Annotated in this window: 18 protein-coding genes and 1 pseudogene; 12 read left to right on the top strand and 7 right to left on the bottom strand. The window is 71.4% G+C overall.

Annotated features, from left to right (window positions below):
- Nucleotides 1–10 precede the first annotated feature (10 nt).
- The 7 genes from der to OM98_RS10115 all read left to right on the top strand — a co-directional run bounded on the left by der (nt 11) and on the right by OM98_RS10115 (nt 7,956).
- A complete protein-coding gene (der, locus tag OM98_RS10085; protein ID WP_010534501.1) occupies nt 11–2,266 on the top strand; it encodes a bifunctional cytidylate kinase/GTPase Der in 2,256 nt (751 codons plus the stop codon).
- 53 nt (nt 2,267–2,319) lie between these two features.
- Entirely contained in the window at nt 2,320–2,793 is a 474-nt protein-coding gene (locus OM98_RS10090; RefSeq protein ID WP_010534502.1) for an NUDIX hydrolase, read from the top strand.
- Nucleotides 2,790–3,455 (top strand): hypothetical protein, encoded by a 666-nt coding sequence (locus tag OM98_RS10095; protein ID WP_010534503.1) that lies wholly within the window; start codon nt 2,790–2,792, stop codon nt 3,453–3,455. The genes OM98_RS10090 and OM98_RS10095 overlap by 4 nt, the downstream gene beginning before the upstream one ends.
- A 206-nt stretch (nt 3,456–3,661) precedes the next feature.
- Nucleotides 3,662–5,044 (top strand): extracellular solute-binding protein, encoded by a 1,383-nt coding sequence (locus tag OM98_RS10100; RefSeq protein WP_010534504.1) that lies wholly within the window; start codon nt 3,662–3,664, stop codon nt 5,042–5,044.
- Nucleotides 5,044–5,979: a carbohydrate ABC transporter permease gene (locus OM98_RS10105; RefSeq protein ID WP_010534505.1), complete on the top strand. Its 936-nt coding sequence runs from the start codon at nt 5,044–5,046 to the stop codon at nt 5,977–5,979. The genes OM98_RS10100 and OM98_RS10105 overlap by 1 nt, the downstream gene beginning before the upstream one ends.
- Entirely contained in the window at nt 5,976–6,872 is an 897-nt protein-coding gene (locus tag OM98_RS10110) for a carbohydrate ABC transporter permease (protein ID WP_010534506.1), read from the top strand. The genes OM98_RS10105 and OM98_RS10110 overlap by 4 nt, the downstream gene beginning before the upstream one ends.
- A gap of 142 nt (nt 6,873–7,014) precedes the next feature.
- A complete protein-coding gene (locus OM98_RS10115; RefSeq protein ID WP_010534507.1) occupies nt 7,015–7,956 on the top strand; it encodes an SDR family oxidoreductase in 942 nt (313 codons plus the stop codon).
- A 30-nt stretch (nt 7,957–7,986) separates the two neighbouring features.
- Here the strand turns inward: OM98_RS10115 and OM98_RS10120 are convergent, their stop codons facing one another.
- From OM98_RS10120 to OM98_RS10135, 4 genes are all read right to left on the bottom strand, one after another.
- Nucleotides 7,987–8,853 carry a formyltetrahydrofolate deformylase gene (locus OM98_RS10120; protein ID WP_010534508.1) on the bottom strand — a complete coding sequence of 289 codons (867 nt, stop codon included), beginning with the start codon at nt 8,851–8,853 and terminating at the stop codon, nt 7,987–7,989.
- Between the two features lie 108 nt (nt 8,854–8,961).
- Nucleotides 8,962–9,528: a TetR/AcrR family transcriptional regulator gene (locus tag OM98_RS15620; protein ID WP_010534509.1), complete on the bottom strand. Its 567-nt coding sequence runs from the start codon at nt 9,526–9,528 to the stop codon at nt 8,962–8,964.
- Nucleotides 9,525–9,914, bottom strand: a complete 390-nt coding sequence (locus tag OM98_RS15625; protein WP_010534510.1) for a DUF8051 family protein — start codon at nt 9,912–9,914, stop codon at nt 9,525–9,527. Before OM98_RS15625 ends, OM98_RS15620 begins: the two co-directional genes overlap by 4 nt.
- 96 nt (nt 9,915–10,010) lie before the next feature.
- Nucleotides 10,011–12,290, bottom strand: a complete 2,280-nt coding sequence (locus OM98_RS10135; RefSeq protein ID WP_010534511.1) for an MMPL family transporter — start codon at nt 12,288–12,290, stop codon at nt 10,011–10,013.
- 126 nt (nt 12,291–12,416) lie between these two features.
- On the opposite strand from OM98_RS10135, the gene OM98_RS10140 reads away from it, so the two are divergent.
- Both OM98_RS10140 and OM98_RS10145 read left to right on the top strand, forming a co-directional pair.
- On the top strand, nt 12,417–13,049 hold the full coding sequence (locus OM98_RS10140; protein ID WP_245528764.1) for a MarR family winged helix-turn-helix transcriptional regulator: 633 nt from the start codon (nt 12,417–12,419) through the stop codon (nt 13,047–13,049).
- A gap of 32 nt (nt 13,050–13,081) precedes the next feature.
- Entirely contained in the window at nt 13,082–14,206 is a 1,125-nt protein-coding gene (locus OM98_RS10145) for an SDR family oxidoreductase (protein WP_010534513.1), read from the top strand.
- A 260-nt stretch (nt 14,207–14,466) separates the two neighbouring features.
- Here OM98_RS10145 and OM98_RS10150 read toward each other — a convergent pair whose 3' ends face one another.
- Nucleotides 14,467–15,513, bottom strand: a complete 1,047-nt coding sequence (locus OM98_RS10150) for a homocysteine S-methyltransferase family protein (protein WP_010534514.1) — start codon at nt 15,511–15,513, stop codon at nt 14,467–14,469.
- Between the two features lie 178 nt (nt 15,514–15,691).
- Between OM98_RS10150 and OM98_RS10155 the strand changes: the two genes are divergently transcribed.
- From OM98_RS10155 to OM98_RS14550, 3 genes and pseudogenes are all read left to right on the top strand, one after another.
- On the top strand, nt 15,692–15,973 hold the full coding sequence (locus tag OM98_RS10155; protein ID WP_010534515.1) for a DUF2277 domain-containing protein: 282 nt from the start codon (nt 15,692–15,694) through the stop codon (nt 15,971–15,973).
- Between the two features lie 129 nt (nt 15,974–16,102).
- A complete protein-coding gene (locus OM98_RS10160) occupies nt 16,103–16,420 on the top strand; it encodes a hypothetical protein (protein ID WP_010534516.1) in 318 nt (105 codons plus the stop codon).
- A gap of 149 nt (nt 16,421–16,569) precedes the next feature.
- Nucleotides 16,570–17,571 (top strand): annotated as a pseudogene (locus tag OM98_RS14550) (IS481 family transposase).
- Nucleotides 17,572–18,127: 556 nt separating this feature from the next.
- On the opposite strand, the gene OM98_RS10170 reads toward OM98_RS14550, so the two are convergent.
- Both OM98_RS10170 and OM98_RS10175 read right to left on the bottom strand, forming a co-directional pair.
- Nucleotides 18,128–18,457: a metal-sensitive transcriptional regulator gene (locus tag OM98_RS10170; protein ID WP_010534518.1), complete on the bottom strand. Its 330-nt coding sequence runs from the start codon at nt 18,455–18,457 to the stop codon at nt 18,128–18,130.
- A gap of 26 nt (nt 18,458–18,483) precedes the next feature.
- A complete protein-coding gene (locus OM98_RS10175) occupies nt 18,484–20,670 on the bottom strand; it encodes a heavy metal translocating P-type ATPase (protein WP_029362806.1) in 2,187 nt (728 codons plus the stop codon).
- Between the last annotated feature and the right edge of the window lie 2 nt (nt 20,671–20,672).

The raw sequence follows: 20,672 nt of genomic DNA on the forward strand, positions 1-20,672 counted from the left end.
TCCTTGCGGGATGCACTCCGACGCGCTCCCGCCCCGCACCGTCGAGGGGAACGCCCCCACCCCCGGCGTCACCATCGCGATCGACGGCCCCGCCGGATCCGGCAAGTCCACCGTCTCCCGCCGCGTGGCCGAGGCCCTCGGCGGCGGCATGCTCGACACCGGCGCCATGTACCGCGCCGTGACCTGGTGGGCCCTCGAGCACGAGGTGCCCTTCGAGGACCGTGAGGCGATCGCCGACATCGCCGCCGGCCTCGAGCTGGAGATCGGCACCGACCCCGCCGGGGCGGTCGTGATCGCCGGCGGCGAGGACGTCACCGCCGCGATCCGCACCGAGCGCATCTCCCAGCAGGTCAGCGCCGTCGCCACCAACACCCTGGTGCGGCCCATCCTGCAGGCCCGCCAGCGCGACATGCTCTTCGCCGCCGCCGCCCAGAAGGGCGCCTGCGTCGCCGAGGGCCGCGACATCACCACCGTGGTCGCCCCGGACGCCGCCGTGCGGGTGCTGCTGACCGCGAGCCCCGAGGAGCGGATGCGCCGCCGCGCCGGCGAGCTCGCCCTCGAGGACAACGAGGAGGTGCGCGCCCGCATGGCCGACCAGGTGCTGCGCCGCGACCGCGACGACTCCGCGGTCTCCGACTTCACCACCGCCGCCGAGGGCGTCACCCCGGTGGACACCACCGGCCTGGCCATCGACCAGGTGGTCGAGCGGGTGCTGGTGCTGGTCGAGGAGGCCCGCGCCGAGCTCGCCGCCGCGCGGCCCGTCGGGACCGACGAGGACGGGGACGAGGACGCCGCTGAGGTCGAGGTGGTCCGCGCCGCCCCCGCCGTCGAGGACGACGAGGAGTTCGCGGGCGCCCTGCGGGCGGGCCTGGCCGAGTTCGAGCTGGACGAGGACGACCTCGCCCTGCTGGACGAGGACGACGAGGACGAGGCCGTGCGCGCCCGCCGCGACGTGCCGCTGCCCGTGGTCGCCGTTGTCGGCCGCCCCAACGTCGGCAAGTCCACCCTGGTCAACCGCATCCTCGGCCGTCGCGAGGCCGTCGTCGAGGACGTCCCCGGCGTCACCCGCGACCGGGTGTTCTACGAGGCCGAGTGGACGGGCCGCGACTTCTGGCTGGTCGACACCGGCGGCTGGGAGGAGAAGGCCGAGGGCATCGCCTACCGCGTCGCCGAGCAGGCCGAGCTGGCGGTGGACCTCGCTGACGTGGTGATGTTCGTGGTCGACGCGAACGTCGGCATCACCACCACCGACGAGCAGCTGCTGAAAGTGCTGCGCCGCAGCGAGCGCCCCATCGTGCTGGTCGCCAACAAGGTCGACGACCCGCGCGGCGAGCTCGAGGCCGCCGCCCTGTGGAACCTGGGCCTGGGCGAGCCGCACCCGGTCTCCGCCCTGCACGGCCGCGGCTCCGGCGACCTGCTCGACGCGGTGATGGCGGTGCTGCCCCGCGAGGGCCGCGGCGCCGCCGTGGACCACGGGCCGCGCCGCATCGCCCTGGTCGGCCGCCCCAACGTCGGCAAGTCCTCCCTGCTGAACCGCCTGGCGGGGGAGAACCGCGTGGTGGTCGACGAGCTGGCCGGCACCACCCGCGACCCGGTCGACGAGAAGATCGAGATCGACGGCCGCGAGTGGACCTTCGTGGACACCGCCGGCATCCGCCGCCGCGTGCTGCAGTCCCAGGGCGCCGACTACTACGCCTCCCTGCGCACCCGTTCCGCCCTGGACCGCGCCGAGGTGGCCGTCGTGCTGCTCGAGGCCAGCGAGACCATCTCCACCCAGGACCTCAAGATCATCGACATGGTCCTGGAATCCGGCCGCGCTCTGGTGCTGGCCTTCAACAAGTGGGACCTGCTGGACGAGGAGCGCCGCCTGCAGCTCGAGCGCGAGATCGAGAAGGACCTCGCGCACGTCTCCTGGGCGCCGCGGATCAACATCTCCGCGAGCACCGGCCGCCACACCGACCGGCTGATCCCGGCGCTGGAGACGGCGCTGGAGTCCTGGGACCAGCGCATCCCCACCGGCCGCCTGAACGCCTTCCTCGGCACCCTGGTGGCTGCCCACCCGCATCCGCTGCGCGGCGGCAAGCAGGCGCGCATCCTCTTCGCCACCCAGGCGCGGACGCGCCCGCCCCGCTTCGTCATCTTCGCCACGGGTTTCCTCGAGCACGGCTACCGCCGCTTCATCGAGCGCCGCCTGCGCGAGGAGTTCGAGTTCACCGGCTCGCCGGTGGTGATCGGGGTGCGAATCCGGGAGAAGCGCCGCCGCTGACCGGGCGGCAGCCACCCGCCCACCCCGCGCCGGCACCCCGACCGAGGAGCATCATGCCCACCCCCGATTTCATCCTCGAACTGCGCGAGCACATCGGCCACCAGGAGCTCTGGCTCACCGGCATCAGCGCCGTGGTGCTGGATGCCGCGCGGGAGCGGATGCTGTGCGTGCGGCGCGCCGACTCCGGCGCCTGGACGCCCGTCACCGGCATCCTGGACCCGGGGGAGGAGCCCGCGGTCGCCGCCGAGCGGGAGGTGCTCGAGGAGGCCGGGATCCGCTGCCGCGCCCTGCGCCTGGTCGACGTGCGGACGATCGCGCCCATCACCCACCCCAACGGCGACCGCGCCCGGTACCTCGATCTGTGCTTCCTGTGCACACACGAGGCGGGGGAACCGCACCCGGCGGACGGGGAGAACACCGAGGCGGCCTGGTTCCCGCTGTATGCCCTCCCGGAGATGAACGCGCGCTTCCGCGAGCAGATCGCGATCGCCCTGTCCGACGAACCCGCCGCCCGCTTCCGCCGATGAGACCCGCCGCGCCGCCGCTGCCCGGCACCCGGGTGGCGCTCCCGCTCACCGCTGATGCCGCTCCGGTCGGCCCCGGGGACGATGACCTCCGCGCCTCCGCCGACCACGGCGAGGTGCGGGTGATCGCCGTCCCTCGCCGCGACCTCGCCCACGACCGCGTGCTCGCCCCCGCCCTGCAGCCCGTGGCCGACGCCCTGCTGGTGGACGTCCGCGTGGCCGGGAAGCTGGTGCTGCCCGGCGCCTGGGTGCAGCCCGAGGTGATCGAGCGCGGCACCCCGCTGTCGCCCCGCACCGTCCGCGCCGAGGACCTGCGGCCCCCGGCGGTCGTGCTCGGTGACGGTTCCCAGGCCGTGCTGGCCTGGGGCGAGACCGTCTGGCCGCTCGGCCTGGATGGCAACGGCCCCACCGTCGCGATCCCCGCCTCCGCCCGGCCCGACCCGCACCCTCTCTCCCGGCTGCGCCGACTGCTGCTGGTCGCCACCGGCCGCCGCGAGCGGGTGGGCGTCACCCTCTGGCGACAGCCCGACTTCGAGGTCCCCTGGCAGGACGTGCGGCTGCTGCGCCAGGCCGCCTGGTGGTTCGAGATCGCCCAGGTGCCGCGCGGGATGCGCTACGCCGAGGCGGAGGCCCACCAGGGTGTCGGCCGCGCCCGCCGCCGCTGATCCCCGCGGCCGCCGAGCGCTTCTGCTGCGCGGAACCAGGAGGATCCTCGCGGGAGCGATGAGGCCCCCGAATCCGGGACGTCGGACATGCGTCCGACCCGCCACGCCGCCCGCAGGCTGCCTCCCGGCCGGTTGATGTGACGGAGGCTACTCTCGCCGCACGGCCCTCACCGCGGAGGGTCGTCGACGTCGACGAGGAGGTCGTCGTGCCCCGCCATCCCCATCCGCTCCCCGATCGCCGGAGCTTCCTGCGCTTCACCGCCGGCACCGCCGTGGTGCTGCCGCTGACGGCCCTTGCCGGCTGCGCCGGCTCCCGCTCCGCCGACACCATCCGCATCGCCTTCCAGCAGTTCGGCTCCGGCACCATCAAGCAGCAGTGGATCAGCGCCGCCGCCGAGCGGTTCTCCGCCGACAACCCGGAGCTCACCGTCGAGCTGATCCCCATCGTCGCCGCCGAGAACGACTACTTCACCAAGAACGAGCTGCTGATGAGCTCCCCGCGCACCAGCCCCGACCTGGTCTACGAGGACTCCTTCATCCTGCTCTCCGACGTCGGCGCCGGCTACCTGCAGCCCATCACCGACCTGGTCGAGGGCTGGGAGCACTGGGCCGATGTCGCCGAGGCCTCCCAGGTGGCCGTCACCAGCACCGACGGCGAGGTCTACGGGGTGCCGATCACCACCGACACCCGTGCCCTCTGGTTCCAGCGGGACGTGTTCGCCGAGGCGGGGCTGCCCGAGGACTGGCAGCCCGGCAGCTGGGAGGAGATCCTCGAGGCCGCCCGCGCCATCAAGGACTCCGACTCGGAGGCCACGCCCTTCTTCATGTTCGCCGGCACCCCGCAGGGTGAGAAGGCCTCCATGCAGGGCTTCGAGATGCTGCTGTACGGCACCGACGGCGGCCGCGGCCTCTACGACCCCGACGCCGCCCAGTGGATCCTCGGCTCCCCGGGCTTCGTCGAGGCCCTCACCTTCCTGCAGACCGTCGTCGAGGAGGAGCTGACGATGGGGTTGGGCAGCCTGCTGGACCCCAACATCTCCGAGCAGATCTACACCAGCCTGCTGCCCGACGCGAAGCTCGGCATCCTCATGGACGGTTCCTGGATCTCCCAGAACTGGACCGAGACCGCCGGACGCCCCTGGCCCGAGTGGCCCGAGGTGATGGGCCTGGCCGACATGCCCACCATGGACGGAGGCGGCACCGGCACCGTCACCCTGGCCGGCGGCTGGGGCCTGTCCATCCCCGTCCACGTCACCGACCGGGACCTCGCCTTCCGCTTCCTCACCGAGCTGACCTCCACCTCGACCCTGGTGGACTACGCGATCCAGGACAACCACGTCTCCGTGCGCGCCGACGTCGCCGAGAACGAGGAGTACCTCGGGTACTCCCCGGCGATCGGCTACTTCACCGACCTGCTGGAGACCGCCTACTACCGTCCGGCGCTGCCGGCCTACCCGGAGGTCTCCTCCGCGATCCAGGAGGCGATGGAGGCCGTGCTCACCGGGACCAGCCCCGAGGCCGCGGCCGCGGCCTACGACGCCACCGTCACCGACATCGTCGGCCCCGAGAACGTCAAGGAGGCCGAGTGATGAGCACCGCCGCCGACACCCGGACCGCCCCCGAGCCCCAGCGCCGGCGCCGCACCTCGCTGGGGAACCGGCTGACCGCCGCCCGCGCCCTGCCGATGCTGCCCGCCGCGGTGCTGCTGATCGGCTTCATGGCCGGGCCGATCATCTACTCCCTCTACCTGGCCTTCACCGACAGCGCCATCCGCGGCGAGGGCGCCGCCGACACCAGCTTCGTGGGGCTGTCCAACTTCACCTCCGCCCTCACCGACGGCGACTTCTGGAACTCGGTGGCCCTGACCCTCGTTTTCACCGTCGTCTCCGCCGTGATCGGGCAGAACGTGCTCGGCGTCGTGCTGGCGATGCTGATGGAGCGCGCCAACCGGGTGATCACCTTCCTGGTCACCTCCATCGTGATCGCCGCCTGGATCCTGCCGGAGGTCGTCGCCGGGTACCTGCTGTACACCTTCTTCGCGGGGGAGGGCAGCCTGAACCTGATCCTCACCTCGATCGGACTGCCCGGCCAGGAGCTGCTGTTCTCGGCCCCGATCATCGCGGTGAGCTTCGCGAACATCTGGCGCGGCGCCGCCTTCTCGATGCTGGTCTACTCGGCGGCGCTCAGCTCCGTGCCCGCCGACGTGTACGAATCGGCCTCGATCGACGGCGCCGGACCCGTCCGCCGCTTCTTCTCGGTGACGGTGCCGCTGCTGCGGCCCGCGATCGCCACCAACCTGATGCTGACCACCCTGCAGACGCTCTCCGTCTTCGGCCTGATCTTCATCATGACCGGCGGCGGGCCCGCCAGGCAGAGCCAGACCCTGCCGCTGTACATGTACGAGCAGGCCTTCTCCTACGGGCAGCTCGGCTACGGCACCGCCGTGGCCCTGCTGCTGCTCCTGATCGGGGCGGTCGCCTCCCTGATCTACCTGCGTCTGCTGCCGGAGGACGACAAGCGATGACCACCACGACCGACGCCCCCACCGCCGCCAGCCCCTCCACCCCGTCTCCCGCGGCGCCGCGCCGCGGCCGCTCCCGCGAGAGCGGCAGCCAGCTGGCCAGCACGCTCGTGATGATCGTGATCGGCCTTGCCTTCCTGGTGCCCCTGGTCTGGGTGGTGCTGGCCTCCTTCGACACCGAGGCCTCCCTCGCCGTGGCCTGGCCGGAGACCTGGAGCCTGGGCAACTTCCAGGCCATCTGGACCACCGAGACCACGTTCCGGCCGCTCGGGAACTCCCTGATCCTCTGCGGCGGGGCCACCCTGCTGACGATGACCGCTGCGGTGCTGTGCGCCTACCCGATGTCCCGCTTCCGCTTCCGCGCGAAGCGGCCGCTGCTGCTGACGATCATCTTCTCCACCGGTCTGCCCATCACCGCGATCATGATCCCGGTGTACTCCCTGTTCGTGCAGGTGAACCTCATCGACTCGATGGTCGGGGCGATCCTGTTCCTGGGCGCCAGCGCCCTGCCCTACGCCATCTTCCTCACCAAGGGGTTCATGGACGGGGTGCCGATGGAGATCGAGGAGTCCGCCTGGACGGAGGGCGCGGGCGTGCTGCGCACCTTGTGGTCGGTGGTGATGCCGCTGATGCGCTCCGGCCTCGCGGTCGCCACGATCTTCACCTTCGTCAGCATGTGGGGCAACTTCTTCGTGCCCTTCATGCTCCTGCTCAGCCCCGAGCACCTGCCGGCCGCCGTCACCCTGTACACCTTCTCCTCGCAATACGGGCAGGTGGCCTACGGGCAGCTGGCTGCGTTCTCGATCTTCTACTCGCTGCCGGTGGTGGTGCTGTACCTGTTCCTCGGCCGCAGCCTCGGCCAGGGCTTCGCCGCCGCGGGCGGCGTGAAGGGCTGAGATCCGTCCCGCTTGGTCACGAAGGGTCCGCTTCCTCCCCCTTCCGAACGGTCGGCGGGGGTGATGTTGCAGTTCAGCGCGTGCCTAAGGTGGAGCGACCGCGCAAACCCGCCGGTCGCTCCGCCCGACGAAGGAGGCCCCCGTGGCGTCGCAGCACACCCCCGCCGACCGCACCCTCGACCCCGAGGTGGCCCGCCGCGCCCATGAGCTCGGCACCGCTGACGGCGAGGCGCACTTCGCGCCGCAGGACCAGCAGCCCCCGGGCAGCACCCGGGCGATGACCCCGCAGCCCGACCACGGCGAGCACAGCTACGTCGGCCACGGCCGCCTCGAGGGCCTGACCGCGCTCATCACCGGCGGCGACTCCGGCATCGGCCGCGCCGTCGCCATCGCCTACGCCCGGGAGGGTGCGGACGTCGCCCTGTCCTACCTCCCCGAGGAGCAGGAGGACGCCGAGGAGACGGCCCGCTGGATCCGGGAGGCAGGGCGCCGCGCCCTGCTGCTGCCGGGCGACATCCAGGACGAGGAGACGGCACGCTCCCTGCCGGGCCGCACCGTCGACGAGCTCGGACGGCTGGACGTACTGGTCAACAACGCCGCCTTCCAGTGGGGCCGGGCCGAGCCGTCCGGCCTCGCCGGGATCACGTCCGACCGTCTGCACCGCACGCTCACCACGAATCTCGAGGCGATGTTCTGGATCACCCAGGAGGCTCTGGCGCACCTGCGTCCCGGTGCCTCGATCGTCAACTGCACCTCGATCCAGTCCTACGACCCCTCGGTGCCGCTGATGGACTACGCCGCCACCAAGGCGGCGATCACGAACCTCACGGCGAACCTCGCCGGGGACCTCGGCCCGCGCGGCATCCGGGTGAACGCCGTCGCCCCCGGCCCGATCTGGACCCCGCTGAACGTGGCGACCCGTCCCAGCGAGGACTACACGGCCTTCGGGGGCGACACGCCCCTGGGACGGGCGGGACAGCCCGCCGAGGTCGCCGGGGCCTTCGTGTTCCTGGCCAGCCCTGCCGAGGCCAGCTACGTCTCGGGCACCGTTCTCGGTGTCACCGGCGGACGCCCCGTCTTCTGAGGCGGAGGGGCACCCGCGGGGCGGGGGCGGTCAGCGGAAGATGATGGTGCGCTGGCCGTCCAGCAGCACCCGGTGCTGGGCGTACCAGGCGACGGCCTGGCGCAGGGTGCGCACCTCGGTGTCCTGACCGATGGCCATCAGCTCCCGCGGGGAGCGGGTGTGGTCCACGCGGATCACCTCCTGCTCGATGATCGGGCCCTCGTCGAGGTCGCTGGTGACGTAGTGAGCGGTCGCGCCGATCTGCTTCACGCCACGGGCGTGGGCCTGCCGATAGGGGTCCGCGCCCTTGAAGCCCGGCAGGAACGAGTGGTGGATGTTGATGGCCTTCCCGGCCAACTCCTCGCACAGCTCGGGGGAGAGGATCTGCATGTAGCGCGCCAGCACCACCAGCTCGATGTCGTGCTCGGTGATGGCCGCGCGCACCCGGTCCTCGAAGGCGGCCTTCTGGTCGGCATCGGTGATGGCGTGGTGCTCGAAGGGCACGTCGTGGAAGGCGGCCAGTGCCCCCGGCGTCTCGTGGTTGGCGAGGATCAGCGGCACCTCGATCGGCAGCGCCCCCGTGCCCACGTGGTACAGCAGGTCGTTCACGCAGTGCGTGGCCTTCGAGGCCAGGATCAGGGTGCGCACCGGGCGGCCGACGACGTCCAGCGAGGACTCGGCGCCGAAGCGCTCGGCGACCGGCGCGAAGGCCTCACGGACCGCCTGCTCCTCGGCCTCGGTCACGAACTCCAGGCGCATGTGGAAGCGCCCGGTGAGCTCGGAGTCGAACTGCTGGCTCTCGGCGATGCTGCCGCCCAGGTCCACGACGGTCCCGGAGATCGCGTGGACGATGCCGGGGCGGTCGTCGCAGGCGAAGGTGAGCACGTAGCGGTGGGCGGCGGGCGCGGCGTTCTCCATGCCGGGGAGTGTACGGATCCGTGCCGTCGCCGCGGCGGCGGGACCGCCGCGTGGTCCGCGGGAGGGACGCACCTCACGAATTGCGGACGGCATCGTGGCGCTCGGTCCTCACAGGTCGCGACGGACAGCCCTGAGCTGGGCCGAGAGCAATCCGACGATCGGCTCCAAGTCGAGCCGTGGGTCCAGGGAGCGCTGCAGCAGGGCGCCGTCGACCAGGGCCGCCAGCAGGGCCCCGGTGGCCTCGGGTTCGGCGAGGCCCACCGTCCGCAGGTGCTCGGTGAGCCCCGCGCGGTAGCGGCGCAGCAGCTCGGCGATCGCTTCGCGCAGCGCCTCGTCGTGGGCCGCGGCGGGCAGGGACTCGTGCAGCAGGCGCAAGGTCTCTGGCGTCACTGCGGGAGAACCCGCGGCCGGGAGCAGCAGCAGCCGCCGCAGCCAGGGGTCCACGTCCTCCGCCGAAGCGGGACCCTCGGCCATGGCGCCGCCGAAGGTCTCCGAGAGCACGTCCAGCACGGCGTCCCGGCGCAGCGCCGCCACCGAGCCCGCGTGGTAGTGCACGAGGCCGGCGCCGACCCCGGCGACCTCCGCGACCCGGCGGGTGGTGACCGCGCCCCAGCCCTCGGCGGCGATCACCGTGCGCGTCGCGGCGAGCAGCCGGTCCCGGGTGTCGCCGCTCATCCGAGCACCGCGATCAGGGCGAGCGTGGCCAGGGACCCGGCGAGCGCGAGCGACAGCGCCTCCAGGACCAGCAGCTGCACCGGGAGGGCGTCCTCGACGACGGGGAAGATCCCACCCAGGTCCGACGCGAACACCGCGACGTACACCAGGGCGACGAGGAGGGCGGGCCAGGCGGCGACCGCGAGACCCGCGACGGCCATGCCCGCCGTCACCAGGGTGGCGAGGCCGAGCGTCGTGAGCAGGACATTGAAGCCGCGGTACTGCCAGCGGGGCAGCGCCGAGAAGTCGCGGGTGTCGATCTTTCCGCCCGGCACCATCGGGATCAGCAGCAGGCACTGGGTGACCAGTCCGCAGGCGAGGACGGCGAGCAGGGGAGTGGTGGACACGGGGGAGTCCTTCCGGGAGGTCGGGGCACGGCACGGGGCGGGCCCCGATTTGGGCGTGTGCCCAAATCATAGACCCGCCCCGTCGGCGCCGGACCGTCAGTCCCCGGGAGTGCCCTCCCGACGGGCGAGCTTCGAGGGCCACCAGATGGCCCGGCCGATGTCCAGGGACAGTGCCGGCACCAGCATGGTCCGCACCACCAGGGTGTCCAGCAGGACGCCGAGGGCGACGATCACCGCGAGCTGCGCGAGGAACAGGATCGGGATCACCCCGAGGGCCGCGAAGGTCGCCGCCAGTACGATGCCCGCGGAGGTGATCACACCGCCGGTGACCGCGAGGCCGCGCTGCACGCCCTCGGCGGTGCCGTGGGTGCGGGCCTCCTCCCGCACCCGGGTCATGAGGAAGATCGTGTAGTCGATGCCGAGCGCCACCAGGAACACGAAGCCGAACAGCGGCACCGAGGGGTCCGCCCCCGGGAAGTCCAGGACGACCTCGAAGATGACGGCGGAGACGCCCAGGGCGGTGCCGAAGCTCAGCACCGTGGCGGCGATCAGCAGCAGCGGGGCGATCACGGCCCGCAGCAGCAGCATGAGGATCGCCAGGATCACGACCAGCACGATCGGGATGATCAGGGTGCGGTCGTGCACCGAGGCGGTGTTGGTGTCCAGATCGGTCGCGGTCTCGCCGCCCACCAGGGCGTTCGTCAGACCGGCGGCATCCAGGGCGGAGCGCAGCTCCTGCACCGTGGCCTCGGCGGCCGCGGAGTCCGGGGCGTCGGTGAGGGTCGCCTCGAGCAGCACCTGCCCGTCGACCACGGTGGGCTCCGGCGTCGGGGTGTCGGGGGCGCCGACGGCCTGGATGCCCTCGGCGGTGACCGCCGCCGAGCCGCTCGCGGAGTCCGCGGCGACCACGCTCACGGAGTCCACGCCGTCGCTGTCCAGCAGCACCTCGGCCGTGTCCTGCAGCTCGTCCTCGGAAGTGAGGACCTGGGCGGGGGTGCCTTGTCCGGCGGGGAAGTGCTCGCCCAGGGCCTCCTGGCCGTCGCGGGCGGCGGAGGCGCCGAGCACCAGCTCAGACTGCGGGACGCCGTCGGCGTCGAGCTGGGTGAGGCCGAGGCAGCCGATGGCCAGGGCCAGGGCGGTGATGATCCACAGCGGGCGCGGGCGGGCGGCCACCCAGCGGGCGATCCGGCCCCACAGGCCGTGGTCCTCCACCGAGGCGGACGAGGCCTCGGCGCCGGGGGCGACCTTCGGCATCCGCGGCCAGAAGGCGACCCGGCCCAGCAGCATCAGCACGGCCGGAAGGAAGGTGAGGGCCGCGAGCATCGCGAAGACGATGCCGATCGCGGTGACGGGACCCAGGGTCGAGGTCGACTTCAGATCGGACAGCGCCAGGCACAGCAGGCCCGCGATGACGGTGCCGCCGGAGGCGGCGACCGGTTCGACGGTGCCGCGCAGCGCCCGCATCCCGGCGATCCAGCGGGAGGGCTCGTGCAGCAGCTCGTCGCGGTAGCGGGCCACCAGCAGCAGCGAGTAGTCGGTGGCCGCGCCGATCACGAGGATGAACAGGATGCCCTGGGTCTGACCGTTCAGCAGCAGCACCCCGGCGTTGGCGAGTTGCCAGATCACCAGCAGCGCCGCGGTCAGCGCCACCATCGAGGTGGACAGGACGATCAGCGGCAGCAGCAGCGAGCGGTAGACGACGATGAGGATCACCAGCACGGCGGCGAGCGCGACCAGCAGCAGGATCCCGTCGATGCCCGCGAAGGCCTCGGAGAGGTCCGCCGAGAAGCCCGCCGGCCCGGTGACGTAGGCGGTCAGCCCCTCGGGCAGGTCCTCGGTGAGCTGCGCATCCAGGGCCTCGACCACTCCGGCGATGTCGGCTTCGGCGTCGAGCGGCACGAAGACCTGCACGGCCAGGCCGTCCTCGGAGGGGATGGGCGGGGAGACGTCGCCGCTCACACCGTCGACCTCGTCGAGGGCGGTGGCCGCCTCGGTGATCTGGGCGAGCTGGTCCTCGGTGAGTTCGGACTCGGAGGTGATGACGAGGATCGCGGGGATCGCCTCGGAGTCGGAGAACTCGCCGCTCAGCTCGGCCACACGGGTGGCCTCGGCGGAGTCCGGGAGGTAGGCGGTGCGGTCATTGGAGGAGACCTCGTCGATGCGCCCGAAGTAGGGGCCCCCGACACCCGCCACGGCGATCCACACCACGATGAGCACCGCCGGCAGCAGGAGGCGCAGCGCGCGGGGGACCCGGGGGCGGGACGCCGCGGAGGTGCTTCCGTCCACCGCCCGATGCGTGTGGTCCCGGCCGACCTCATCCGGCGCGTCGTCCGATGCGGACGGGGTCGAGGTGTCGCGGCGGTGCGTGGGGGGCATGGGGTGCTCCTGGCGGCGTGGGGACGGGGCCCGCGGGGAGAGCGGGTGGTGGCGCCAGTGTGCCACAGTCGCTAGCTTGGCAAGATATCAGCGTGGCGTGATGCGTCCCGGCGTATGCTGTGCCGCGTGACCGAGCCCGACGCGCAGCCCGCCCCGGGGGAGGAGTACGCCCCGGCCGGGGCCGACCGCGCCGACGCCGCCCGCTCCTGGGTGTACCGCCTCGCCGCCGCCGACCCCGACGGTGAACTGGTGGACCGCAGCGCCCTCACCGGCGACGACATCACCCAGATCGACGCCCTGATGCGTGCCCTCGGCGACCTGCGCCAGGCCGAGAAGGACCTCGCCGACGCCTCCATGCGCTACATGGACCTCGGCGAGACCGACATGCGGGCCCTCCAGCACCTCATCGCCGCCGCGCACCAGGGGGAGCTGTCCACCGCCGGCCGGCTCGCCGCGCACCTGGGCATCTCCAGCGCCTCCACCACCAAGCTGCTGGACCGGCTGGAGAAGGCCGGTCACGTCCGCCGCGAGCCCCACCCCAGCGACCGCCGCGCCCTGGTGGTGCGGGTCGAGCCCGCCACCCGCACCGCGGCCATGCACACGATGGGCGCCCTGCAGGCCCGCCGGGTCCGCGCCGTGCAGCGCCTCGATCCCGCCGAGCGCGACACCGTCACCGCCTTCCTCGCGGACATGACCGCGGAGCTGTCGCTCGACGGGGTGGACTGGGTGGGCGGCCGCCTCGGCGAGCCCTCCGACTGACCTCACCGACCGTCGACCCACGGGGAGCTCCCATGCCCGCCGTGTCCACCCCCGACCTCACCTCCCTGCGCGGCCGACGCGCGCTGGTCACCGGGGGCAGCCACGGCATCGGCCGCGAGATCGCGGAGGCCCTGGCCGCAGCCGGCGCGGAGGTGGTCCTCCCGGTCCGCAACCGCACGAAGGGAGAGGCGGCCCGCGCGGCGATCACCGCCGCGCACCCCGAGGCTCGGATCGAGCTCGCCGACCTCGACCTCTCCTCCCTGGCCTCCGTGCGCGCCCTCGGCGCGGTGTTGCGGGCGGAGGGCCGGCCCCTGCACCTGCTCATCGCCAACGCCGGGGTGATGACCCCGCCCATGCGGCAGGAGACCGCCGACGGCTTCGAGCTGCAGCTGGGCACCAACCACCTGGGACATGCGGACCTGGTGGCCGAGCTGCTGCCGATGCTGCGCGCCGGCCGCGCCCGCCTCGTCTCCCAGACCAGCATCGCCGCCCGCAGCGGGCGCATGCTCTGGGAGGACCCGAACGCCGAGCTCTCCTACGACGGCGGCCGCTCCTACGCCCAGTCGAAGATCGCCGTCGCCCTGTTCGGCTACGAGCTGGACCGCCGCAGCCGCGCCGAGGGATGGGGAATCACCAGCGCGGTCGCCCACCCGGGCGTCGCCCCCACCAGACTGCTCGCCGCCCGCCCCGAGATCGACCGCGGCGGGGACTCGCTCGCCGTGCGCGCCATCCGCCTCGCCTCCCGGGTGGGCCTGGCGGGCACGCCCCGCACCGCCGCCGCCCCGGCGCTTCGCCTTTCTGCGCCGGCCCTCCGACGCGGAGCGTGCGTGGGAGCTCACGGAGGAGCTGCTGGGTCGGGAGATCGCCCCGCGCTGATCCCGTGTGATCCCGGGGCGGTGCCTTTGGCACCCTTGGACGGGGAGGGCTTGGCCCTTCTGCCAGCGCCTCCGCGCCCCGAACGTGGAGGCATGGGACCCGAACTCTGGCTGACCATGCCGATCGCCGCCCTGACCCCGGGCACGGGCGTGCTGTTCACCCTCCGCGCCTCCCTCAGCGGGGGACTGCCGCGCGGGCTGATCGCCGCGGCCGGCTGCACCCTGGGCTTCGCCCCGCACCGGGTGCTGGCCGGGACGCTCGCCCTCACCCGCCTGGGCTGAGCACGCCCCCGTCGCTCAGGGCCGCAGCAGCCGGTCGAGGGTCTCGATCGCGCGGTCCATCACGACGGGCGGATGCGGGTCGTAGCCGATCACCAGGCCGGGCGGACCGTCACCGCGGCGCTGCTCCGTCATCCCGATCTCCCGCCGTCCGTGTCCCGTCCTCCTGTCCACGGAAAGGAGCCTGAGCGACAGCGCCCCCGCGGATCGGGGTTCGATGTCGCTCAGGCTCCATCCGGTGGACAGGCCCCGAGCCGGTCGGATCAGGCGCGGGCGCCGAGCCCCACGATGTGCTCGGGCAGGCGCTCGTTGTCGCCGTACATGAAGTGGTTGCGCATGTTCTCGGAGAAGCGGCTCGCCTCCGGCGTGCGCCCCACGGCCTCGGCCACCTCGCGGATGTGGATCGGCGCGGCGCCGCAGCACACGCCCAGGTAGTTCACGCCCAGCTCAAAGGCCTCACGGGTGAAGTCGCGGATCTCGTAGCGGTTGGTGAACAGCGGGTCCAGGGCGGTGGGGAAGGTGCGCCCGTGCGGGGCGGGCACGCTCGCGGCGACGTCCGAGAGGTTGAAGAACGTCGGCTCCGCCTCGGTCGTGCGGTAGGGGATCGGCAGCGCGCCCACGTGGCAGGAGACGGCCTCGCGGATCTTGCGCAGCCACGGCAGCATCGTCGCCGGACCGCGGAAGCAGTTCAGCCCCACCACGTCGGCGCCGGCCTGCTCGAGCTGCTGGGTGGTCTCCACGATGCCGACGCCGTCGGCCATCTCCTGGAAGGCCATCGGAGCCAGGGTGATCACGGAGGGCAGGCCGGTGGCCTGCGCGATCTCGAGCGCCGCGAGGGCTTCCCCGGCGTAGTAGAAGGTCTCGCCGATGATGATGTCTGCGCCCTCCTCGACGGCCCAGCCGACCATCTCCTCGAACATGCCGCGCACCTCGGCCTGCTTGGCGGTGTCCGCAGGGTCCCAGATGTTCGAGTTGGAGATGTTGCCGGCCATCAGGTTGCCCGGCACCTGATCGGCGACCTCGCGGGCGATCCGCAGCGCCGAGCGGTTCAGAGGCTCCAGCAGGTCCTCCTTGCCGATCACGCGCATCTTCTCGCGGTGCCCGTTGTAGGTGAAGGCCTCGACCACGTCGGAGCCGGCACGCTGGAAATCCACGTGCAGGCCGCGCAGGGCCTCCGGGTACTCCAGGGCGACCTCCGGGACGAACTCGCCCGCGGTGAGGTAGCCGCGGCGCTCCAGCTCGAACAGGAAGCCCTCCGCGCAGATCACGGGGCCGGCATCGAGACGGTCGGTGAGGATGTTGCTGGTCATGTCTGCTCTCGCTCGCTGAGTCGGGGCGGGGCCCGCGTGGGGTCCGAGGTGGTCCACACCGGACGCTAGCGGGTGCCGTGGCGCGAGTCGCCGGATGTGGCGGTCCGTGAACGCGGATGCCGCCGGCGCCCCGAAGGCTGCCGCCCCGGCGCCGAGCAGGGTGTGCGACCCTGACCGCATGTGCCGCAACATCCGCCTCCTGCACAACTTCGAGCCCGAGGCGACCTCCCAGGAGGTCCACGACGCCGCGCTGCAGTACGTGCGCAAGATCAGCGGCATGACCAAGCCCTCCCAGGCCAACCAGGAGGTCTTCGACCGCGCCGTCGCCGAGATCGCCCACGCCACCGAGCACCTGCTGGCTGACCTCGTCACCTCCGCCCCGCCCAAGGACCGCGTGGTCGAGCGCGAGAAGGCCCGCGCCCGCAACGCCAAGCGGTTCGGGGAGCCCGCAGCGTCCTGAGCCTGCTCGTGGGTCGACACTTCCTGCCTGTTCGGGTGCAGCGGCGGTACTGTGCCGGTGAGTCGGCCGTCGTGGTCCGACCTCGCGTTCAGCCTGCGAACGCCGCTTCTCGAAAGGTGGGCCCGTCCCGTGGAAGAGATCTCGATCGCCGGTCATGGTGAGTCCATCCCGGTGTCCGCCGTCGCGGCGCGGATGCTGCGGGAACGGCTGGACGAGGCCGTCCAGAAGCGCGGGCCGGAGGAGGCCGCGGCCTTCGAGGAGCTGATCGGGGTACGGCTCGGCTCGCTCATCGACGGCGGGATGCCCAGCATCGACGTCGCCACCATGCGCTCCGTCGTCCTGTACGTGGAGACCCCTGTCGAGGAGGAAGAAGCGACCTCCGGCCTCGGGCGGGCCGTGCAGGGCTTCCGGGACCGGCTCGCCCAGCGCGGCGGCCCCGCCCGCTGACCCGCACCTCTGCGCCGGTCGGCCCGGTCCCGTCCTAGGTGTTGCGGGGCATGACGTTGTAGACGCTGGCCGGGGATGAAGGAACGGGCCCCGTGACCGGCACGATGGGTGGTGTCTAGACAGCCATCTCGCGGCAGGAGGCCCGTTCCATGACCCACCGTAATGCCCCGCTGACGACGCTTGGGAGACAGCGAGCCATCGACCAGGTGATCGAGAGAGGCCGTCCGATCGCGCACGTCGCCGCGGAGTTCCACATCGCCCGAACGACGCTCTCGAAATGGGTCGGCCGCTTCCGCGAGCACGGCGAGCTCGGTCTGCAGGACCGCTCCAGCGCGCCAGCGAACCGACCCACCCGGCTCCCGGTCTGGGTGCTCGAGCTGATCGAGTCCTGGCGGCGAGAGAAGAAGTGGTCCGCCCGCCGGATCGCCCGCGAACTCACCGACGGCCACGGCTTCGCATGCTGCGTGCGGACGGTGACTCGCTGGCTGGACCGCCTGGGATTGAACCGGATCCGAGACATCACCCCGGACGGAGAGAACCTGCGTCGACCAGGGAAGATCCACGCCCGGTATCCCGGGCACATGGTCCACATGGACGTGAAGAAGATCGGCAAGCTCCGCGACGGCGGGGGCTGGTGGGCGCATGGCCGCGGTTCCGTGCAGGACAAGAAGAAGCACTCGCAGCGGATTGGCTACACCTACCTCCACTCGATCATCGACGGGTTCTCCCGCCTGGCCTACACCGAAGCACTCGAGGACGAAACTGCCGCAACGACCATCGCGTTCTTCCACCGCGCCCGGGCATTCTTCACCGCCCACGGGATCACGCGAATCTCCCGCCTGATCACCGACAACGGCAGCAACTACACCGCCAAAGCGTTCCGACGTTCAACCAGGGCGTTCATCGGCCGGCACCAGCGCACCAGGATCTACACGCCTCGGCACAACGGGAAGGTCGAGCGCTACCAGCGGATCATGACCGACGAATGCCTCTACGCCCGCGCCTATGCCTCCGAGAATGAGCGGCGAGACGCGATCAGGATCTGAATCCACCACTACGACTACCATCGCCCCCACACCGCCTGCAGCGATCAGCCCCCAGCCTCACGCCTCCACACCGGCGTCGGTAACGTCATGGCCAACTACATCTAGAGCGTTCCGCGGAATCCGCGACTCAGTCACCGTACCCTTTGCCGAGGCGAAGGCAGAGCCATAGCACTACAACTTCTAGTTCGGTGCCGTCGTTGAGCACGGGCCGCACCAGAACCGGGATGTTGCCCATGGGGCGGGCCCCGGCGTGCCCACCGAGGGGAGCCAGTTGGTCACCATCAGATCGGGCAGATTTCGATCGCCCACCCGGTCCACTTTCCCACGAGGGCCCGAAGCACCGGGGCGCGCCGAATCCCGACACAGACGGATCGAGAGTTGTCCGTCTACCCCTCCATCCAGCCCATCCCGAACAGCAGCAGAACCTCTCGAAATAGGGCCCGCGACCCGTGACCCGTCGAATCTGGATATGCGCCTGTGAGTTCTCATGAGATCAGACAGATGTGTGGCGCTACGACCTGCAGTACGACAAGGCACACGCCTAGAGAAATCTCGTTAGGTTGTCAGATTCCTCGAGGTAGCGAGTCGGAACCGCAGGGGACCCTGCTAGCTCCGCAGCTGTCCAGATGATCGACGGGGTCGCCGCTCGCGGTCAGTTGATTCAGGACTTGACGAGACGTCGAACTGCGTCGGAGGCCTCCTTGAGCTTGATCTCGGCTTCGTCTCCGCCCTCGCGGGCCGCATCGACGACGCAGTGACGGAGGTGGTCATCGAGCAGGCCCAGCGCAACGTTCTCGAGTGCACTGTTCAGGGCCGAGATCTGAGTGAGAATGTCGATGCAGTAGATGTCCTCGTCGACCATGCGGGAGATTGCACGAGCTTGACCTTCGATGCGCTTGAGTCGGTTGAGGTAGCGAGGCTTGTCTTGAATGTACCCGTGAGGCCCGCTGTGGCAGGCCCGGTCTTCTGTGCTTTCCGGGACAGTGGACATGATTGATTCCGTTCGATGTAGAGGCATTAGCGGCGATTGCGTACGGCAGCGACGGTCGCCTCGGGACGCAGATCGAGGCGTCGCAGGAGCTGGGCGTTCAGGGCGACGACGACGGTGGACAGGGACATCAGGATCGCTCCGACGGACATTGGCAGTACGAACCCGATGGGGGCGAGGATTCCGGCTGCCAGCGGCACGGACAGCAGGTTGTAGCCAGCGGCCCACCAGAGGTTCTGCTTCATCTTCCGGTATGCGGCGCGGGAGAGCTCGATGACCGAGAGTACCGAGCGCGGATCGGAGCTGGCGAGTACAACCCCTGCCGAGGCGATCGCGACGTCGGTGCCGGCCCCGATCGCGATGCCGACGTCAGCCTGGGCGAGAGCGGGGGCGTCGTTGACGCCGTCGCCGACCATCGCGACCTTCTTGCCCTCCTTCTGGAGCTGGGCGACCTTGGAAGACTTGTCCTCGGGGCGCACGCCAGCGAAGACGCGGTCGATGCCGAGCTCGCGACCGACACTGTTCGCGACCGCCTCGGCGTCGCCGGTGATCATGACGACCTCGACCCCGAGGCCGTGCAGAGCGTCGATCGCCTCGCGGGACTCGGACCGTACCTCGTCGGTGAGCTTGAGGCCGCCGATCACCTCACCGTCGCGCAGGACGTGGAGGATGATCGCGCCTTCCTGACGCCAGCCTTCCGCCTCCTCGATCTCGCCTGCTCCGGTCTCCTCGAGCAGGCGGGGTCCGCCGACGCGGATCTCGTGACCGTCGACCTGTGCGCTCACGCCGAGAGCGGGAGTGGAGCTGATGTCGGAGCCCGCAGGGACCTGGATTCCGTCGGCCTGTGCCTTGGCGACGATGGCGCGGGCGAGCGGATGCTCGCTCTCCGCCTCGGCGGCGGCTGCCAGGGCCAGCACCTCGGACTCCTGCGCATGGCGAGGAATGATCTCGGCGAGGGCGGGCTCGCCCTTGGTGAGGGTGCCGGTCTTGTCGAACAGAACGGCGTCGACGGTGCGCATCGCTTCCAATGCCAGGCGATCCTTCACCAGGACGCCGCCGCGGGCGGCCCGCTCGGTGGCGATCGAGACGACCAGCGGGATCGCGAGACCGAGCGCGTGGGGGCAGGCGATCACCAGCACGGTCACCGTGCGGACGACGGCATCATCGGGCATGCCGAGGAGTGACCAGGTGATCGCGGTGATCACGGCGGCGCCGAGCGCGAACCAGAACAGCCACGCGGCCGCCGTATCGGCGATGCGCTGAGCTCGGGAGGAGGAGTTCTGCGCTTCGGTCACCAGGCGCTGGATGCCGGCCAGGGCGGTGTCGTCGCCGGTGGCGGTGACCTCGATGCGGAGGCTGGAGTCGGTGGCGACGGTGCCGGCCACGACGGAGTCTCCGGTGGAGCGTGTGACCGGACGGGATTCGCCGGTGACCATGGACTCGTCCACATCGGCGCGCCCCTCACGGATCGTGCCGTCCGCGGGAACGCTCGCTCCCGGGCGCACCAGGACCAGGTCACCGTGCCGCAGCTCGCTCGGCGAGACGCTCACGAGATCATCGCCTTCGATGCGCTCCGCCTCATCGGGGAGCAGCGCGGCCAGGGAGTCGAGCGCGGAGGTCGTCTGCGCGAGGGAGCGCATCTCGACCCAGTGTCCGAGCAGCATGATCACGATCAGCAGAGCCAGCTCCCACCAGAACTCCAACTGGTGATCCAGGAGCCCGAGAGTGGCACCCCAGGAGGCGATCAACGCGACGGTGATCGCGAGCCCGATGAGGAGCATCATCCCCGGCTGGCGGGAACGGATCTCGGAGACAGCACCTGTGAGGAACGGGCGGCCGCCCCAGACATACATGACGCTGCCGAGGATCGGGGCGATCCACAGTGCGCCGGGGAAGTCGGGAACGCTGTATCCGAGGAGCATCGCGAACATCGGGGAGAAGACGACGACGGGCACCGCGATGACCAGGTTGAGCCAGAACAGCTGTCGGAACTGTGCGACGTGGTCCCCGTGACCGGAGTGACCACCGTGCCCGGAGTGGCTCTCGTGTCCGGAGTGGCCCTCATGGCCTCGGTGCGATCCATGGTCGTGGTGTGCGCCGGGAGCGTCCTGCTCAGCGATGGCGGTGCGGCTGTCATGGGGTGCTGGGGAATGGTGGTCGTGCTGCGTGCCGAGTTCCCCGTGGTCGTGGCGGTGGGTGTGGTTGCCAGCGTTCATGC

It is taken from the genome of Brachybacterium squillarum M-6-3 (assembly GCF_000225825.1).
Taxonomy (GTDB): domain Bacteria; phylum Actinomycetota; class Actinomycetes; order Actinomycetales; family Dermabacteraceae; genus Brachybacterium; species Brachybacterium squillarum.

Coding starts and splice junctions, on each gene's coding strand:
- der (WP_010534501.1), top strand. CDS start 11: ATGCACTCCGACGCGCTCCCGCCCCGCACCGTCGAGGGGAACGCCCCC.
- OM98_RS10090 (WP_010534502.1), top strand. CDS start 2,320: ATGCCCACCCCCGATTTCATCCTCGAACTGCGCGAGCACATCGGCCAC.
- OM98_RS10095 (WP_010534503.1), top strand. CDS start 2,790: ATGAGACCCGCCGCGCCGCCGCTGCCCGGCACCCGGGTGGCGCTCCCG.
- OM98_RS10105 (WP_010534505.1), top strand. CDS start 5,044: ATGAGCACCGCCGCCGACACCCGGACCGCCCCCGAGCCCCAGCGCCGG.
- OM98_RS10110 (WP_010534506.1), top strand. CDS start 5,976: ATGACCACCACGACCGACGCCCCCACCGCCGCCAGCCCCTCCACCCCG.
- OM98_RS10120 (WP_010534508.1), bottom strand. CDS start 8,853: ATGGAGAACGCCGCGCCCGCCGCCCACCGCTACGTGCTCACCTTCGCC.
- OM98_RS15620 (WP_010534509.1), bottom strand. CDS start 9,528: ATGAGCGGCGACACCCGGGACCGGCTGCTCGCCGCGACGCGCACGGTG.
- OM98_RS10135 (WP_010534511.1), bottom strand. CDS start 12,290: ATGCCCCCCACGCACCGCCGCGACACCTCGACCCCGTCCGCATCGGAC.
- OM98_RS10145 (WP_010534513.1), top strand. CDS start 13,082: ATGCCCGCCGTGTCCACCCCCGACCTCACCTCCCTGCGCGGCCGACGC.
- OM98_RS10150 (WP_010534514.1), bottom strand. CDS start 15,513: ATGACCAGCAACATCCTCACCGACCGTCTCGATGCCGGCCCCGTGATC.
- OM98_RS10155 (WP_010534515.1), top strand. CDS start 15,692: ATGTGCCGCAACATCCGCCTCCTGCACAACTTCGAGCCCGAGGCGACC.
- OM98_RS10170 (WP_010534518.1), bottom strand. CDS start 18,457: ATGTCCACTGTCCCGGAAAGCACAGAAGACCGGGCCTGCCACAGCGGG.
- OM98_RS10175 (WP_029362806.1), bottom strand. CDS start 20,670: ATGAACGCTGGCAACCACACCCACCGCCACGACCACGGGGAACTCGGC.